The 16559-nt window shown below is 64.2% G+C and carries 15 protein-coding genes; 7 read left to right on the forward strand and 8 right to left on the reverse strand.

All coding sequences use genetic code 11. The annotated features are described in order from the left end of the window. Positions 1-30: 30 nt before the first annotated feature. From GPA21_RS13810 to GPA21_RS13840, 8 genes are all read right to left on the reverse strand, one after another. Positions 31-972: a cobyrinic acid a,c-diamide synthase gene (locus tag GPA21_RS13810; protein WP_168988727.1), complete on the reverse strand. Its 942-nt coding sequence runs from the start codon at positions 970-972 to the stop codon at positions 31-33. A gap of 140 nt (positions 973-1112) precedes the next feature. Further along, positions 1113-1457, reverse strand: a complete 345-nt coding sequence (locus tag GPA21_RS13815; RefSeq protein WP_168988728.1) for a hypothetical protein — start codon at positions 1455-1457, stop codon at positions 1113-1115. A gap of 2 nt (positions 1458-1459) precedes the next feature. After that, positions 1460-2473, reverse strand: coding sequence for an NAD(P)/FAD-dependent oxidoreductase (locus tag GPA21_RS13820; protein ID WP_246261966.1), 1014 nt, complete (start codon positions 2471-2473; stop codon positions 1460-1462). 4 nt (positions 2474-2477) lie between these two features. Next, entirely contained in the window at positions 2478-2810 is a 333-nt protein-coding gene (locus GPA21_RS21005; protein ID WP_246261967.1) for an FAD-dependent oxidoreductase, read from the reverse strand. A gap of 200 nt (positions 2811-3010) precedes the next feature. Further along, on the reverse strand, positions 3011-3664 hold the full coding sequence (locus tag GPA21_RS13825; protein ID WP_168988729.1) for an MBL fold metallo-hydrolase: 654 nt from the start codon (positions 3662-3664) through the stop codon (positions 3011-3013). Positions 3665-3671: 7 nt separating this feature from the next. After that, positions 3672-3812, reverse strand: a complete 141-nt coding sequence (cydX, locus tag GPA21_RS13830; protein WP_168988730.1) for a cytochrome bd-I oxidase subunit CydX — start codon at positions 3810-3812, stop codon at positions 3672-3674. A gap of 22 nt (positions 3813-3834) precedes the next feature. After that, positions 3835-4974, reverse strand: a complete 1140-nt coding sequence (gene cydB, locus GPA21_RS13835; RefSeq protein WP_168988731.1) for a cytochrome d ubiquinol oxidase subunit II — start codon at positions 4972-4974, stop codon at positions 3835-3837. A gap of 18 nt (positions 4975-4992) precedes the next feature. After that, positions 4993-6549, reverse strand: coding sequence for a cytochrome ubiquinol oxidase subunit I (locus tag GPA21_RS13840; RefSeq protein WP_168988732.1), 1557 nt, complete (start codon positions 6547-6549; stop codon positions 4993-4995). 170 nt (positions 6550-6719) lie between these two features. Here GPA21_RS13840 and GPA21_RS13845 point away from each other — a divergent pair, with 170 nt between their 5' ends. The 7 genes from GPA21_RS13845 to GPA21_RS13875 all read left to right on the forward strand — a co-directional run. Next, positions 6720-8039: a sigma-54 interaction domain-containing protein gene (locus tag GPA21_RS13845; RefSeq protein WP_168988733.1), complete on the forward strand. Its 1320-nt coding sequence runs from the start codon at positions 6720-6722 to the stop codon at positions 8037-8039. A 370-nt stretch (positions 8040-8409) separates the two neighbouring features. Continuing rightward, complete coding sequence (locus tag GPA21_RS13850; RefSeq protein WP_168988734.1) at positions 8410-10002, forward strand: tetrathionate reductase family octaheme c-type cytochrome; 1593 nt, start codon at positions 8410-8412, stop codon at positions 10000-10002. Next, positions 9999-10646 (forward strand): cytochrome b/b6 domain-containing protein, encoded by a 648-nt coding sequence (locus GPA21_RS13855; protein ID WP_168988735.1) that lies wholly within the window; start codon positions 9999-10001, stop codon positions 10644-10646. Before GPA21_RS13850 ends, GPA21_RS13855 begins: the two co-directional genes overlap by 4 nt. 158 nt (positions 10647-10804) lie before the next feature. Beyond that, the gene (locus GPA21_RS13860) at positions 10805-11818 is read left to right on the forward strand and encodes a cytochrome-c peroxidase (protein WP_211163604.1); all 1014 of its coding nucleotides are present in this window, start codon (positions 10805-10807) and stop codon (positions 11816-11818) included. Between the two features lie 135 nt (positions 11819-11953). Further along, positions 11954-12718, forward strand: a complete 765-nt coding sequence (gene dsrO, locus GPA21_RS13865; protein ID WP_168988736.1) for a sulfate reduction electron transfer complex DsrMKJOP subunit DsrO — start codon at positions 11954-11956, stop codon at positions 12716-12718. Between the two features lie 12 nt (positions 12719-12730). Next, on the forward strand, positions 12731-13828 hold the full coding sequence (nrfD, locus tag GPA21_RS13870) for an NrfD/PsrC family molybdoenzyme membrane anchor subunit (RefSeq protein WP_168988737.1): 1098 nt from the start codon (positions 12731-12733) through the stop codon (positions 13826-13828). Between the two features lie 50 nt (positions 13829-13878). Continuing rightward, the coding region (locus GPA21_RS13875) for a molybdopterin-dependent oxidoreductase (protein ID WP_168988738.1) at positions 13879-16559 on the forward strand (2681 nt) is incomplete at its 3' end.

Below are 16559 nucleotides of genomic sequence, written 5' to 3' on the forward strand. Positions count from 1 at the left end.
GTCATGTCTGGATTCTCCAAGGCGTCAGGGTCAGCGAGAGTGCTGATAGCGATGAGCATTGTCAGCGAAGCGGCGCAGCTCGGCGAGGGCTTCGTCGGCGAGCAGGGGCGAGCGCGGACGGTTGGTTTCGACCGCGGAGATCGACAGTGCTGCGTGGTCCATCGCGGTCAACGCGGCTTCGATGCGGCCCGTGTGCTCGCGGATGCGGCGCTCGGCGTCGGCGAGCATCTGCAGGCGGTGCATCAGTGTGGCGCGCTCACCGGCGCCGAGGTCCGCACCCTGCTGCGCGAGCCTGCGGCGCACGAAGGCTTCGTCGATGCCCGCGACGCTTTGTGCAAGCACTGCGATGTCCTGCAGCGTGGCGAGGGCACCGCGACTGACGTCGCCGACCAGCGCTTCGGCACGCTCAAACGCAAGCTCGCGGGCGTCGAAGCGGGCCGCGATGATCTGCTTCAGGCGTGTATATCGGCCGTCGATTCGGTCGGCCAGCGCCGCGAGTTCCGGCCGGCGTGCCTCGAGTAACGATCCCTTGGCGGCGCAAAGAGCGAGCACGAGCTCGTCGGCATCCGTCGGAGGACGGGCTGGATCGAGCTCGCGGAGACCGGTTTCCCGGGCTTCGGTGATCTTCCTGGCCCGGTCTGCCTCGGCCAGTTTTACGCCGGTAGTCGCCTCGAGATGCTCTGCCCGACGTCTTTTCCAGGCGCGCCAGCGCCGCTCGACAAAAAGGCCGACCGGGATTGCGCCGAGTCCGGCGAGCCAGCCCGACAGCCAGGGCTCGAAGCCGCCCCACAGCGAAGTGGCCCATATCAGCAAGCCGACGAACGGGAGGACTACCGCGTAGCGCAAGAAGACCTGCCAGCGAGCGGGCTTGTCGGTGCCGAGCGCCAGCGATGGGTTGAACATGCCCAGCATGAACCAGGGCATGCAGCTGATCAGCAGACCGTAGGCGAAACCTTGCAGAAAGCCGAGCATGGGTGAGTCCGTGTTGCAGGTCAGGGCCTATTCTGACCGTTTGCGCAGCTGTTTGACACTGTGAGAAGTGGCGTCGGGGCAAAAAAAAAGCCCGTACCGCGGATGCGGTACGGGCCTCGGGCACGGAAATGCCGTTCGATTCAGTCGCGGCTGACGAACATCGCACCGACGGGCCACAGCATGACGGCTCCGATCGCTCCCCAGATGCCGGCGATCGCGAACAGGTTCGCCCAGTCGACCCAGTAGTTCAGGTCGGATAGCTTGGAGTCTATGACCGAAGGAATGATGAAGATGCTGACCAGGGCGACGACGATGCCACCAAGGATGCCAACCCGCAAACCCTTACGCCAGGCAGGCGATCCCTTGACGACCGCGATGCCGAAAAGGAAGGCGATCGCTACGAGCAGAATGATGATGACTGGGAGATTCGCCATCAGGTACTCCCAGACGATGTTGACCGCGAGCCACACTTCATAAAAAGACATGGTCAGACCCTCCCCTTGGCGACCGCCATGTAGGCGGGTTTGAGCAATTGCACTTTCATCAGCCATGCAAACCAGCTGTCCTGCAGCGGATCCACCAGCGGTAAAGACGGAATCAGCTTGCCGTCATAGTCGAACTCAATCAGCCACGCCGAGCCTTCGCGCAGAATCATCGGGCATGAGGTGTAGCCGTTGAAGCGACGCGACGGGTCGCGCCCGGCGATCACGTCGATCAGGTTGCTCACCACCAGTGGCACGCTCTGTTTGACGGTCGCAGCCGTCTTGCCGCGCGGGGTGCCGTTGATGTCGCCGACGCCAAACACGTTGGGATAGCGGCGGTGACGCAGTGTCTCGCGGTCAACTTCCAGCCAACCGCCGGCAGCCATCGGGCCTTCCTGCCAGGCGAGCGGACTATTGAACAATGCGTCCGGTGCACGCATTGGTGGGACGACGTGGATGAAATCGTAGTCCTCGACAGTGCGCTCGCCGTCGGGGTTCTCGAAGGTCGCCTTGTGGCCGCTGATGTCGATCGCGACCAGCTTGCTGCTGAACACTACCGGCACGTTCGCCTCGGCCCAGCGTTCAAGGATCATCTCGTTGAGCGTGGGTACGCCAAAGACCACACCGAGAGCCGAATGGAAGACGATCTCCGAGCGCTCGAGCGTGCCGGACTGCCGCATGCGGTCGATGAGCATGAAGGTGGTCTTGAGCGGTGCACCTGCGCACTTGATCGGAGTACCCGGCAGCGTCATCACGGCCTTCCCGCCACGCTGACGGAAGGCATCCATGGACCTCCAGGTCTCGTTGGCGGCCTTCGGACCAGGATAGACACTGCCTACCCCGTTGCGTCCGATCGCATTGACGTCCATGCCTTCGATCTGGGCAAAGTCGAGATGACAACCGGTGGCGACGACCAGATAGTCATACTGGAGTCGCTGACCGGCATCGGTGACGATCGTGTTGGCGTCCGGGTTGTACTCGGCAACCATCTCCCGCACCCATTTCACCCCGGCCGGCATCAGGTCATCGTTGCGGTCGATGACCTTGTCGACGGGCCAGATGCCGGTTGCGACAAGCGTATAGCCCCGGTTGGTAGTTGTGCTCTTCCTTGCGGTCGACCACTGTAATCTGGGCGCCTTCGAGTTCGCGCGCGAGCCGGTTCGCAACCGCGAGGCCGGCGAGGCCGCTGCCCACGATGACGATACGGGCGTTGGTCTTGAGCGAGGCCTGCGCTTTCGGTGAGTTGAGGGTGCCGCCCGCGGCGAGGGCAACCGGCACCGCGCCGGCACCGAGCAGCAGACGTCGGCGTGATTCGCCTTGGGCGGTGAGGTTTTCAGGCTGGTCAGGGGTGCGCATCGCGGCTCCTCCGTTTATATGGTCTTTCAAGGCTGCGCAGGGACTGGGTACAACTTATAAGTATAAGTATATGCTTATTCCCATGCGTTTGCGTTCAAGAACCGCGGGTTTTTTGCGCTAGATCAAGGCGACGATGCGCAATCGTTCGTGCGCGTGGATCGGGGCGCAATCGCGTTCACGCGCCACTGCCTTGGTAACGCCTAGGCTGAACCGTTTCGTGCGGCAGAGCTGCCCGGGCGGTGGCGGTGCAAGACCATGTCGCTGAGCAACTGGTCGCGAGACAGGCCGCCGCGTCTTGCGTGGCGTGTGCGCTCTTCGATCACCAGTGAAACATAGCGTCCCTTGACCGGGTGTGCCGGGAAGAGCAGCGTCTCGTCCGGAAGGGAGAAGATCTTTCTCATGAGGCTGTCGTGGAGTGTGCCGATATCCGCCTCGCTGTCACCCGCAGCGCAACCGGCGACGTCGAGCGCATCGCCGCAGAACAGTCGGTCGCGCCACAGGTAACTCACACAGCCCGGGGTGTGGCCGGGCGTGTCGAGGACGTGCAGGCGTTCCCGCCCGAAGCGCACGGTTTCACCTTCCGCCAGTGGCAGGCTGTTTTCGATCGCGGCGGCGCGGGCACCCGCGCCGATGCGGACGTTACAGGCGGTCGCCAGCTCCCGTGCGCAGCTCGTTCGGCCGTGGTGAAGGTGTGTGTGCAGTACGAGGACGAGTTTGAGCCGGTACTCGGTGAGCAGGGCACGGACGAGTGCGTCGATGCCCGGAACGGGGTCGATCACTACCGCTTCGCCGCGGTCGCCGAGCAGATAGCTCAGAGCGTCCTGGGACGGTGAGGCGAGTATGCGAAAGCGCATCGTCGCCTCAGCGCCGCTCGCGATCCGGCACCGCGGAGCCGTCTCTGTCCAGTCCCTTTCGCCCGCCCTCGTTCTCGCCCCACATCGCGTTGAGGATTCCCAGCAGAACGGCGAAGCCGACGCCCAACATCCATGCGAAATACCACATTCTCTGATTCTCCTTGGACTGGTCAGTAGGCAGACCGGTTGTTCTCACGCACCCACGCAGTGGTGACCTTGCCGGCCATGACCTTGTAGGCCCAGCTGGTGTAGACGACGATGATCGGCATGAAGATCAGCGTGGCCCAGAACATGATCGTCAGCGTCAGATGGCTGGAGGCGCTGTCCCATACGGTGAGACTGGCCGACGGCACGGTCGAGGACGGCATCACGAAGGGGAACATCGATACCCCGGCGGTACCAATCACGCCGGTGATGCCCAGCGAAGAGGCGACGAAGGCCATCAGGGTGCGGCCGCGCCAGGCGAACCATATCGCCGCCAGCGTCCCGACATACGCGAGCGCTGGTACAAGCAGCGTCAGTGGCATGGCCTGGTAGTTGCGCATCCAGGCGCCTGCTTCGCGGACGACTTCCTTGGCCAGCGGGTTGGGCAGGGCCGCCGGGTCGATCACGGAGGTGATGACGTAGCCTGGAATGAACTGCACCCAGATGCCCGCCGCGGTGAGCCCGGCCACCAGCAGGGCGCCGAAGATCATCGCCGCGCTCCGGGCTCGACGGTAGATGTCGTCCTCGGTGCGGTGCATCAGATAGACCGCGCCGTGCAGCGTGATCATCGCGGTCGAGACGACGCCGCACAGCAGCGCGAAGGGGTTGAGCAGGCCCCAGAAAGAGCCGGTGTAGTGCGAAACCAGGTTGTTGTCAAAGTGGAAAGGCACCCCCTGAAGCAGGTTGCCGAATGCCACTCCGAAGATCAGCGGGGGCACCGCGCCGCCAATGAACAGGCCCCAGTCCCAGGTCTTGCGCCAGATCGGGTGCGCGATCTTGCTGCGGTAGTCGAAGCCGACGGGGCGAAAGAACAAGGCCCACAGTACCGCCAGCATGGCCCAGTAGAATCCGGAGAAGGACGTGGCATAGACCAGCGGCCAGGCGGCGAAGATCGCGCCGCCCCCGGTGATGAACCACACCTGGTTGCCGTCCCAGTGCGGGCCGACGGTGTTGATGATGGCGCGACGCTCGTCATCGCCATTGCCGGCGAAGGGCAGCAGCGTGCCCACGCCCATGTCGTGACCGTCCATGATGGCGAAACCGACCAGCAGTACGCCTACCAGCAGCCACCAGATCAGCTTGATCGTTGGGTAGTCGAAAATCATGACTTTGCTCCTCGTATGTCAGGCATGGGCCGGTTCGTTGGCGTAGCGGCCGGTGCCGAGGCTACCGGGTCCGAGGCGCGCGTACTTGATCATCAGGTACACCATCACCACCAGCAGGACCGTGTAAAAGCCGATGAAACCGGCGAGCGATCCGTAGAGGCTGGCCTCGGACAGCGTCGACACCGACATGTGGGTCGGCAGCACGCCGAAGATGGTCCAGGGCTGGCGTCCGTACTCGGCGACGAACCAGCCCATTTGCGAGGCCACCCAGGGCACCGGAAGGAACCACATCGACCACTTGAGCAAGCGGTTGCGCTCTGCGAAGTCGCCGCGGATCGAGTGGTAGAGCGCGAGCGAGAACACCACCAGCATCGCGAAGCCGAGCGCCACCATGATGCGGAAGGTCCAGAACAGAGGGGCGACCGGCGGGATGGTGTCGCGCGCGGCGCGATCCATGATCTCCGGGGTGACCTTGTCCATCGACTCGGCGTAGCGGGTGGTGAGCAGTCCGAAACCGAGATCGTCGCTCACTCGCTCGAAGGTTTCGCGCACCGCCGGGTCGTCGTCACCGGCGCGAATCGCGTGTAAGAGGCGTACCGCCTCGACGCCGCTTTCGACCCGCTCCCGGTTGTGGGCGACGATCTCGCGAATACCGGGAATCTCGGTGTCGAGCGAGCGGGTGCCGATCAGGCCCATGACCCAGGGAATGTGGATCGCGAAGTCGTTCTTCATTTCGGCTTCGTTGGGAATCGCGACGATGTTGAACGAAGCGGGTGCCGGCTCGGTTTCCCACATCGCCTCCATCGCGGCGAGCTTGGTCTGTTGCGATTCGGTCACCACGTAGCCGGATTCGTCGCCGAGCACGATGACCGAGCAGATCGAGGCGAAACCGAATGCCGCCGCGATGCGAAAGGAGCGCTTGGCGAACTCGACGTCACGGCGACGCAGCAGGTACCAGGCCGAGATCGACAGCACGAACATCGCCCCGGTGGTGTAGCCGGCACTGACCGTATGCACGAACTTGGCCTGGGCGGTGGGGTTGAACACCACATCCCAGAAGCTCACCAGCTCCATGCGCATCGTCTCGACGTTGAAGGCGGCGCCGACCGGGTCCTGCATCCAGCCGTTGGCAACCAGAATCCACAGCGCGGACAGGTTGGTCGCGACCGCCATCGCAATCGTTACCATCAGGTGCTGAACCCGCGAGAGCCGGTCCCAGCCGAAGAAGAACAGACCGATGAAGGTCGACTCGAGGAAGAAGGCCATCAAACCTTCGATGGCCAGTGGCGCCCCGAAGATGTCGCCGACGTAGTGCGAGTAGTAGGCCCAGTTCATGCCGAACTGGAACTCCATCGTGATGCCGGTCGTGACCCCAAGGGCGAAGTTGATACCGAACAACTTGCCCCAGAACTTGGTCATGTCCTTGTAGATGACCTTGCCGGTCATCACGTATGCGCTTTCCATGATCACCAGCATCCACACCATGCCGATCGTCAGCGGCACGAAAAGGAAGTGGTACATGGCGGTAGCGGCGAACTGCAGGCGCGACAGTTCAACCAGATGGTCGGTCACCATTGCTAGACCTCTCGAATGTACGGGTTACCGGAGTGACGAAGAACACCCAGTCAATTTGCGTGCCAGCTTGAAAATTTGACCGGAATCAAGGAGATGCCGAAAACAGGGCTTGACCCGAATGCTGACATGCTGCCATTCTGTTGGCAGACTGACTGCCAAAATCGACTGACATGAGCGCCACACCCCAAGCCCTGCCCGAACTGGTGTCCTTCCTCGACACCCTCGAGGAACCGCACATCCTCTGCGATCGTGAATATCGCGTGATCGCGGCGAACACCGCCTACCGGCGCAACTTCGGCACCGGGCGCAGTGTCATCGGACGAACCTGCTACGAGGTTTCGCACCACTACAGCGTGCCCTGCGACCAGGCCGGCGAATCCTGTCCGCTGGCACGCAGCCTTCGCTCGGGTCAGCGCGAGCGTGTACTGCACCTGCACCACACGCCGCGTGGCGAGGAATACGTGAACATCGAACTGTCGCCGGTGCGCGATGCCGAGGGGGAAATTGCCTGGTTCATCGAGAAGATGGAGCCGATGAACGTGGCCCGCGGTCTGAGCGATCGTCAGGGTATGGTTGGTCGATCACCCGCGTTCCAGCGCATGCTCGAGCTGGTCGCCCGGGTCGCGCCGTCCGACGCGAGCGTTTTGCTGCAGGGCGAGTCCGGCACCGGCAAGGAGGTCGTCGCCAATGCGATTCACGCCGCCAGCCTGCGGTCGGCCGCGCCTTTCGTCGCGGTGGACTGCTCCGGCTTGCCGGAAACCCTCTTCGAGAGCGAGGTGTTCGGCCACGAGCGGGGTGCGTTCACCGGCGCGACCAGCCGCAAGCCGGGTCTCATAGAAGCTGCCAGCGGAGGTACGCTGTTCCTCGACGAGGTCGGCGACATCCCGCTCGGCATGCAGGTCAAACTGCTCCGCCTCCTCGAGACCGGCACCTACCGGCGGGTCGGTTCCACCGATCTGCGCAAATCGGACATCCGGCTGGTGTCGGCGACGCACCGCCCTCTCAAGGAGATGATCGCCGAAGGCAGTTTCCGCCAGGATCTCTACTACCGTCTCAATACGTTTCCGATCACCGTGCCTGCACTGCGCGACCGGCAGAGCGACATTCCGTTGCTGGTCGAATCGCTGCTCGAAAGAGTGGCGCCAAAAAGACGGCTGACGGTCAGTGCTACGGCGATGAAGCTGTTGCGGCACTACGCCTTCCCGGGCAATGTGCGCGAATTGCGCAACGTGCTCGAGCGCGCCAGCCTGATGTGCGACGGAGAAGTCTTGCTACCCGAGCATTTTCCCGAGGAACTGCATACCGACCAGGTGTTGCCGGCTGGCCAAACCCGTGGCCCGGAGGCGGCGCAGGACTGGGCCAGTATCGAACGCCAGGCCTTCGTCCAGGCGGTGCGCTCGCATCGTGGCAGCCGGCGTGAGCTTGCGCGCAAGCTCGGCATCAGTGAGCGCACCTTGTATCGCCGTCTTCGCGACGCCAAGCTGGACTGACGCAACGGGCTGCCGAAAATGGCGGTTGGACTGCCGAATTCGGCTCTGTGGCAGTCTTCGGCTCTCCCGGACATCGTTTGCTGTCGAGTCTGAAAGCCTCACGTTCCACGGGTTCTAGCCCCGCAGAGGGAGGATCGTGCCGAACTGGCACGGTCCTCGCTACTAATGACCCTGAAGCGGGGGTGTCTCCCTCAAGCGGCCATTGTTGTCTGCCCGGACACTCCAAAACCCCTGGAATGGCTCGCGCCCTTGTCTCTCCTCCAACCCCCGCTTCCTTTTTTCCACTGCTTTTCGGGCAAGGCAGGGAAAGACGTCAGAAGAACGTCGCGCGCACCCGCTGGTGGATTTTTGGTTCGAGGCAGACAGAGAGATGAGATTACTGAAAAGTTTCGCAACCCGGGCAATCCTGCTCGGGTCAATTTTGCTCGTCACCGGGCTGGCGGCTGCAGCGACGGCAGACCACAGCAAGTTCGAGGTCTTGCAGGGACCGTTCGAGACCGGCGAAGACGTCACCCGCGCCTGCCTGTCCTGTCACACCGAGGCGGCCAAACAGGTGATGGGCACCCGCCACTGGACCTGGGAATACGAAGATCCGCAAACCGGCGAGAAGCTGGGCAAGAAAACCATGCTCAATGGCTTCTGCATCGGCGACCGGTCGAACGAGGCATTTTGCAACTCCTGTCACATCGGTTACGGGTGGGAAGACGACAGCTTTGACTTCACCAATGAGGCCAAAGTCGATTGCCTCGCCTGTCACAACACCGGCGACTACGTGAAGGCGCGCGGTCTGGCAGGGCATCCCGCCTACGAGCGCACTGAATACCCGCCGGGCTCCGGTCGTTTCTACAATCCGGTCGATCTGGTGTCGGTCGCGCTCAACGTGGGACCGACCTCACGCGAAACCTGCGGCGCCTGTCACTACTACGGCGGGGGCGGTGATGGCGTCAAGCATGGCGATCTGGACTCGTCTTTGAACAACCCACATCGCGACCTCGATGTGCACATGGCGACCGACGGCCTGAACTTCGCGTGCAGCGACTGCCATCAGACCGACAAGCACGTCGTTCCCGGCAGCCGTATCCAGATGACCGCTGCCGACCCGCACGGCCCGCTGGTGCGAGGCCAGCAGAGCGATCGCAATCCGGCCACCTGTCAGGCATGTCATGGCGACAAGCCGCACCAGGAGAGCTTTCTGCACGCCGAGCGTTTGAATCAGCACACCAACACGCTGGCCTGCCAGAGTTGTCATATTCCGAGCTTTGCCCGCGGCGGCGTGCCGACCAAGATGGGCTGGGACTGGTCGGAAGCCGGCCGTCTGGACGACAACGGCAAGCCCATGATCGTCAAGGACGAGAAAGGCCACATCACCTACGACAGCCGTAAAGGCAGTTTCGTCAATGGCGAGCACGTGGTGCCGGTGTATCAGTGGTTCGATGGGTCGGTCGATTACATCCAGCCCGACACCATCATCGATCCGGCCGCCGGGCCGGTTGCGATCAATCGCTTTCGCGGGCAGGCCGGTGATCCCAAGGCGCGGATCTGGCCGGTCAAGCTGTTCCAGGGCAAGCAGCCGTATGACACGGTGCACAAGACCTTGCTCGTGCCGCAGGTGGCGTTGCCGAACGACACCGCCTTCTGGTTCAACTTCGACTGGCCCAAGGCCTTGCAGGCTGGCGCCGAAGGGACCGGGCAGGCCTTCAGTGGCGAGTTCGATTTCGTGTCGACGACGATGATCTGGCCGATCACCCACATGGTTGCACCCAAGGAGCAGGCGGTCGGCTGCAACGAGTGCCACAGACGCGATGGCCGTCTGGTAGGCGTCGAGGGCATTTATGTGCCGGGGCAGGATGCCAATCCGTGGGTGCGCATGTTGGGGCTGTTGGCGCTGTTCGGCGCGCTGGCAGGGGTTTTGATTCACAGCGCCATCCGCGTCGTGGTGCATTACAGGGGTAAGGCGAAATGAGCGGACACACGGTCGAGAAAATCTATGTCTTCAAGCGCTACGAGCGTTTCTGGCACTGGTCGCAGGCGGCGATGATCATCTTCATGATGATCACCGGTTTCGAGGTGGCCGGCTTTTACGAGAACTTCGGTTTCCAGCGCGCGGTGGAGCTGCACACCCTTACCGCCTGGGCACTGATCACCCTCTGGGCGTTCACAATCTTCTGGCAATTCACCACCGGCGAGTGGCGCCAGTACATCCCCACCTTGAAGCGGATCGACGCGATCGCCCGCTACTACGCCTGGGACATCTTCAAGGGCCTGCCGCATCCGTACAAGAAGACCGTGCTGCAAAAGCACAACCCGCTGCAACGGCTCGCTTATCTGGCCCTGCTTGCGATGGTTTCGCCGATCATCTGGGTTTCGGGGCTGTTCTATCTCTTCTACGCATATTGGCCGGAATGGGGCATCGACCAGTGGCTCAGGCTGGAATGGGTGGCGACTGCACATCTTGTCGGCGCTTTCATGATGGCAGTGTTCTTCGTCGTCCACGTGTATCTCACGACCACCGGCCATAGTGTTTTCGCCCATATCAAGTCGATGATCACCGGCTGGGAGGAGTTGCACGACGACCACGCCAAACCGGTATCGCGAAGCAAGAGTTGATGGCAATCCGGGGGCGGGAAATGCGCCCCCGCTTCTGATCCAAGGCAGGGACGCTTGGGCGCGACAGCCTGATCCCGAGCATAATACGAATATGTCGCCCGGCTTTACCGTTTCGGGTGGGTTGTTTGTGTCGCCCCTGCGATTGGAGGTATTCCGCCATGTCTTCCGACAGTCTTTCCACTCCCCTGAAGCGCGCCAGTCTGCTTGCCTTCGGCATGCTTGCGTTGGTGATGCCGGTATCACAGGCGCTGGCGGGCCCTGACGCCGAGCGCATTCACCAGCGCGCGCTGCGTTACTTCAGTCCCTTGCCCGAGTCCATGCCGGGCGCCGAGAACGACACCGAAGCACGGGTGCAGCTCGGCCAGATGCTGTTCTTCGATCCTCGCCTGTCGGCCAACGACACCCAGTCGTGCGCGAGCTGTCATCTGCTCGGCGAAGGGCAGTTTGGCATGGACAATCTTGCTGTCTCGCCCGGTGCGTTCGGCGACATCGGCACACGCAATTCGCCGACAGTGCTCAATGCTGGCTATCAGGCCAGCCAGTTCTGGGATGGTCGCGCACACGATCTCGCCGATCAGGCCGGACAGCCCATTCTCAACCCCATCGAGATGGCGATGCCGAGCGAACAGGCAGTGCTCGACAAGCTGGCTGGCATCGAGGCCTACCCGGCTGCGTTCGCTGCCGCCTTTCCCGAGGACGCTGCGCCGCTCACCTATACCAACCTAGCCGAGGCGCTCGCCGCCTTCCAGCGCACCCTTCGCAGCCCCTCGCGCTTCGACGATTTTCTCGAGGGCGATCTCGCCGCATTGAATGAGCAGGAACTGCGTGGTCTGGACGGCTTCATCCGACACAACTGCGTGCGCTGTCACGATGGTCCGCTGCTGGGCGGTGCGACCTTCGAGAAGCTCGGCATCTATGGCGACTACCCCAATCAGGAAGATCAGGGCCGTTTCGAGGTGACCGGTGACGAAGCCGACCGCATGGTGTTCAAGACTTCCCAGCTTCGTAACGTCGCCAAGACGGGTCCGTGGTACCACGACGGCGCGGTCGACAACCTCGAGGAAGCGGTGCGCATCATGGCCGAACTTCAGTTGCGGCGCCGCATCTCGGACGAGGATATCGCCGACATGACTGTATTTCTCGGCGCGTTGACCGACCATTCGCGCGAATGATCCGTGGTGCTTGCCGGCGGATTCCAGTTCGAATAGGTAAAACCATCTAGCGCGCTGCCCAATCCCCCTAATTTCGACGTGGTCTTTGCCTGCGTAAGCTGTCATCACTCCCGAAAGGATGACAGGAGCGCAAGCATGAAACCCTTTGAAAACGATCCGGATGCACGGCCCTGCGACAGTTCGCGGCGCGCATTTCTCCGCGGCCTGCCTGCCCTGACCGCGGCCGCGGCCGTGGCACCGGCGGTGGCGGCGGCCGACTCGCCGCGGTCCGCCCAGCGCTGGGGCATGCTGGTCGATGTGCGCAAGTGCATCGGCTGCCAGGCCTGCACCGTCGCGTGCATTCAGGAAAACGCGGTGCCCGAGGGCAGTTTCCGCACCGTGGTCACCACCTACAGCGTCGAACTGACCGACCAGCAGCAGCCGGCCGGCACCTATGTGCTGCCGCGTCTGTGCAACCACTGTGACGATCCGCCCTGTGTACCGGTCTGTCCGGTAGGTGCGACCTTCAAGCGCGAAGACGGCATGGTGCTGGTCGATGGCGACCGTTGCGTGGGTTGCGCCTACTGCGTGCAGGCCTGCCCCTACGACGCGCGATTCATCAACCACGACACCCACACCGCCGACAAATGCACCTTCTGCGCACATCGCGTGGACGCCGGCCTGCTGCCTGCGTGCGTGGAAACCTGTGTCGGCGGCGCGCGGGTCTTTGGTGACCTCAACGACGCGCAGGGCGAACTGCGCCGGCGCATCGACGCGGCCGAGGCCGAAGGCGCGCTCAAGGTGCTCAAGCCGGAGCAGCGCACCGCGCCGCAGGTGTTCTACGTCGGGCTCGACCCGCGTTTCGAGGGCAAGGTCGATGGCCAGGCCCGCCTGTGGCGTCCGCGCGCCAGCCAAGTCTGAGGAGAACACATCATGAACACGGCAATCGTCGAAACCATCGCCGTTACCCGCGAGGTCGCCTGGCTTCCGTGGGCGGTGTCCTACTTTTTCCTCATCGGGCTTTCCTACGGCGCCTTCCTGCTGTCGCTGCCCGGCGTGCTGTTGCGTCGGCCAGGCTGGGGCGGCATCTCCCGTCTCGCCCTGCTGGGTGCGCTGGTGTGCGGTCTGACCGCGCCGGTCGCGCTGCTCGCCGACTTGCACCAACCCGGCCGTTTCTGGCATTTCTACGTGCATTTCACGCCGAGCTCATGGATGTCCTGGGGCGCCTTCTTCATCCCGGTCTACCTAGGCGGCCTTTTGCTCTACGCCTGGCTCGCCTTCCGGCCGCTGCTCGGCGAGCATGGTCGCAGCGACGGCCGGATGGCGGGGTTCGCGCGGCTCATCGCCTACGGCGGGCACGACAGCCGCAAGGCACTCGTCGGTGCTGCGGTGGTCGCGTTCGTCGGTGCGGCATTGGTCGCGCTATACACCGGTGCCGAACTGATGGTGGTGCGGGCACGACCGCTGTGGCACACGCCGCTGCTGCCGCTGCAGTTCGTGGTCACCGCCTTTGCCGGTGCGGTCGGCCTGACGCTGCTGTTCCATCGCTTCGGTCCGGCGCGGGACGATCGCGATGCGACGCAGCGTCTGGCACGTGTGCTGGCGGCGTCGCAGGTGGTTGCGCTCGCGGTCGGCGCGGTGTGGCTGGCGCTGGGTGTGACCGGCGCATCGCCGGTGCATGCCGAGGCGCTCGCTCAGGTCGCGCCCTCGGCCTCGTGGCAGCTCACCGCGGTGTGGGCGGTCGCCGCGACCGTGATCACGCTGTTGCTCGCCTGGCGGCGTCCCGGCTCCGGCTTGCTGATCGGCCTGCTCGCGCTGCATTCGGCCTGGATGATGCGCTGGACGGTGTTCATCGGTGGTCAGGAAATTCCCAAGACCGGCGCCGGCTACTACAGCTACCAGTTGCCGCTCGGCCCGGAGGGCTTGATGGGCATCGTCGGCACCGCCGGCCTGTGGGTTTTCCTGCTGGTGCTGCTGACCACGCTGCTGCCGTTCGCCCGGCTGTCCGCCGAACGCCCGACCGCCAACTGAAGAGATTGGATGCCGTGCCCTGAGCGGGGCACGCATCGAGGAGAGTCATCATGAAAGTGCAACGCAGAGACATCATCGCCGCCGGCGGGCTGGCCGCCTTCGCCGCCGGCTTCTCGCAGACCTTCGGCCGCATGGCCAGCGCCTTCGCCGGCGACAAGCCGGAGCATCACAACGTCCATGGCCGTGCGCTGGAACCCGAGTTCCGCATCGACCAGGCCACCGGCGAGCTCACCCCCAACCCGGACCAGCAGGTGAGCTATACCGCCTGCCTCGGTTGCACCACGCTGTGCGGCGTCCGTGTGCGGGTGGACAAGCAGACCGACAAAGTGCTGCGCGTGGCCGGCAATCCATACAGCCCGCTGTCGGCCGAGCCGCACCTGCCGATGAATACGCCCGTCAAGGACAGCTTCGTCGCGATCTCGCGTCACAAGGATCTCGGTCTGGACCGGCGCGCCACCACCTGCGGTCGCGGCAATGCCGCGCTGGCGCAGGTCGATTCGCCCTTCCGGGTGCTGACGCCGCTCAAGCGCGTCGGTCCGCGCAACGCCGGCCAGTGGGAGCCGATCAGCTTCGAGCAGCTCATCCACGAAGTGGTCGAGGGCGGCGATCTGTTCGGCGAAGGACATGTCGACGGATTGCGCGCGCTGCGTGATCTCGAAACGCCGATCGACCCGGAGAACCCGGCCTATGGCCCGAAGGTGAACCAGGTCGCTCACATCGTCAGCGTCAATGACGGGCGCGACCCGCTCGGGCGGCGCTTCTGGCAACAGGCCTACGGCACGCAGAACTACGTGGGCCATGGTTCTTACTGCGGCGGCTCCTACCGCTCCGGCTCGGCCGCGCTGTTCGGCGACCATCGCGCGATGCCGCACGGCAAGCCCGACCTGGCCAATGCGGAGTTCGTGATCTTCATCGGCACCGCACCGGGCAACGCCGGCAACCCGTTCAAGCGTACCGGTCAGATCCTGGCCGAAGGGCGGGCGGACGGGCGCCTGGAGTATGTGGTCGTCGATCCGGTGCTGACTAATGCCGACAACCGCGCCGCACCGGAGCAGGGCCGCTGGGTGCCGATTCGCCCGGGCACCGATGGCGCTCTGCTGCTTGGCATGATGCGCTGGATGTTCGAGCACGAGCGGGTCAACACCGCGTATCTCGCCAATCCGAGCATTGTCGTCGCCGAGGCCAATGGCGAGCCCTCGTTCAGCAACGCGAGCTGGCTCATCGTCGTCGAACCCGGCCATCCGCGCGAGGGGCGCTGCCTGCGCGGTTCGGACATCGGTCTGGCCCTGCCCGAAGGCGCCGAGCGTTATGGCGAGGCCGACCCCTATCTGGTGATGGGCGCGGACGGCAAGCCGATGCCGGTGGCCGACGCGACCGGGTCGGCGCCGCTGGACGTCGATGCCGTTGTGCAGGCCGGCGAACGTGCGGTCCGCGTCAGCACCGGCTACCGCGAGCTGCGCGCGACCGCGATGTCGAAGTCGCTGGACGAATACGCGGCCGATTGTGGTGTGCCGGCCAACACCATTGCCGGGCTCGCCGAGGCCTTCACCAGCCACGGTCGCAAGGCCTGCGCGATCGCCCACGGCGGCATGATGTCCGGCTCCGGGTTCTACAACGCATTCGCGGTGGTCACCCTCAACACCCTGATCGGCAACCTCAACTGGAAGGGTGGCTTCGTGATGAACGGCGGCGGCTTTCCGCACGCCGCTCCGGGTCCGCGCTACGACCTGGTGAACTTCCCCGGCCGTATCCAGCCGCGTGGCACGCCACTCGGACGCAACATGCCCTACGAACGCACCGCCGAATTCGCGCGCAAGCGCGAGGCCGGCAAGCCGTATCCGGCCGAGGACCAGTGGTACCCGGCGGCGCCCGGGCTCGGAACCGAGTTCTTCCCCAGCATGTTCAGCGGCTACCCCTACAGCCTCAAGGCGCTGATCCTGTGGATGGCCAACCCGCTCTACGGCATCCCGGGCTTGCGCGAACGCTTCGGCGAGGAACTTGCCGACCCAAACAAGCTGCCGCTGATCATTTCGATAGACGGTCTCATCAACGAGAGCAACGCCTTCGCCGACTACATCGTGCCGGATTCGATGATGTACGAGAGCTGGGGCTGGGCCGGCGCCTGGAACGGCGTGCCGACGCGGATGATCACGGCGCGCTGGCCGGTGATCGAGCCGCGTGCCGCGAAAACGCCCGATGGCCAGCCGATCGGCATGGAAACCTTCGTCATGGCGCTGGCCAAGGCCATGGACCTGCCTGGGTTCGGCCCCGAGGTGATTGCCGACGCCGACGGCAACATGCATCCGCTGGAGCGTCCGGAGCACTGGTATCTGCGCGCCGGCGCGAATGTCGCGTACGCCGGCGAGCCGGTGGGCGAGGCAAGCGACGAGGACATCATGCTGACCGGGGTCGACCGCATCCGGACGCCGCTCGAGACGACGCTCAAGCCCGAGGAGTGGCGCCGGGTCGCGCTGCTTTATACGCGTGGTGGACGCTATCAGCCGGCAGCCCAGGCGCAGGACGCTGCGCATCCGGACTGGCAGACTCACCGCTTCCGCAACACCTTGTGGCTGTGGAGCGAGCATCTCGGTGGCAGCCGTAACGCGCTCACCGGCCAGCGCTACTCCGGTTGCGCCACCTGGCAGGTCCCGGCCTTCGGCGACGGCACGCCAATGCGAGCGATTCATAAAGAGGTGGACTGGCCGCTGCTCGCCTGCAGCTTCAAGTCGGC

It is taken from the genome of Azoarcus taiwanensis, from assembly GCF_012910885.1.
In the GTDB taxonomy this organism is placed as follows: domain Bacteria; phylum Pseudomonadota; class Gammaproteobacteria; order Burkholderiales; family Rhodocyclaceae; genus Azoarcus_F; species Azoarcus_F taiwanensis.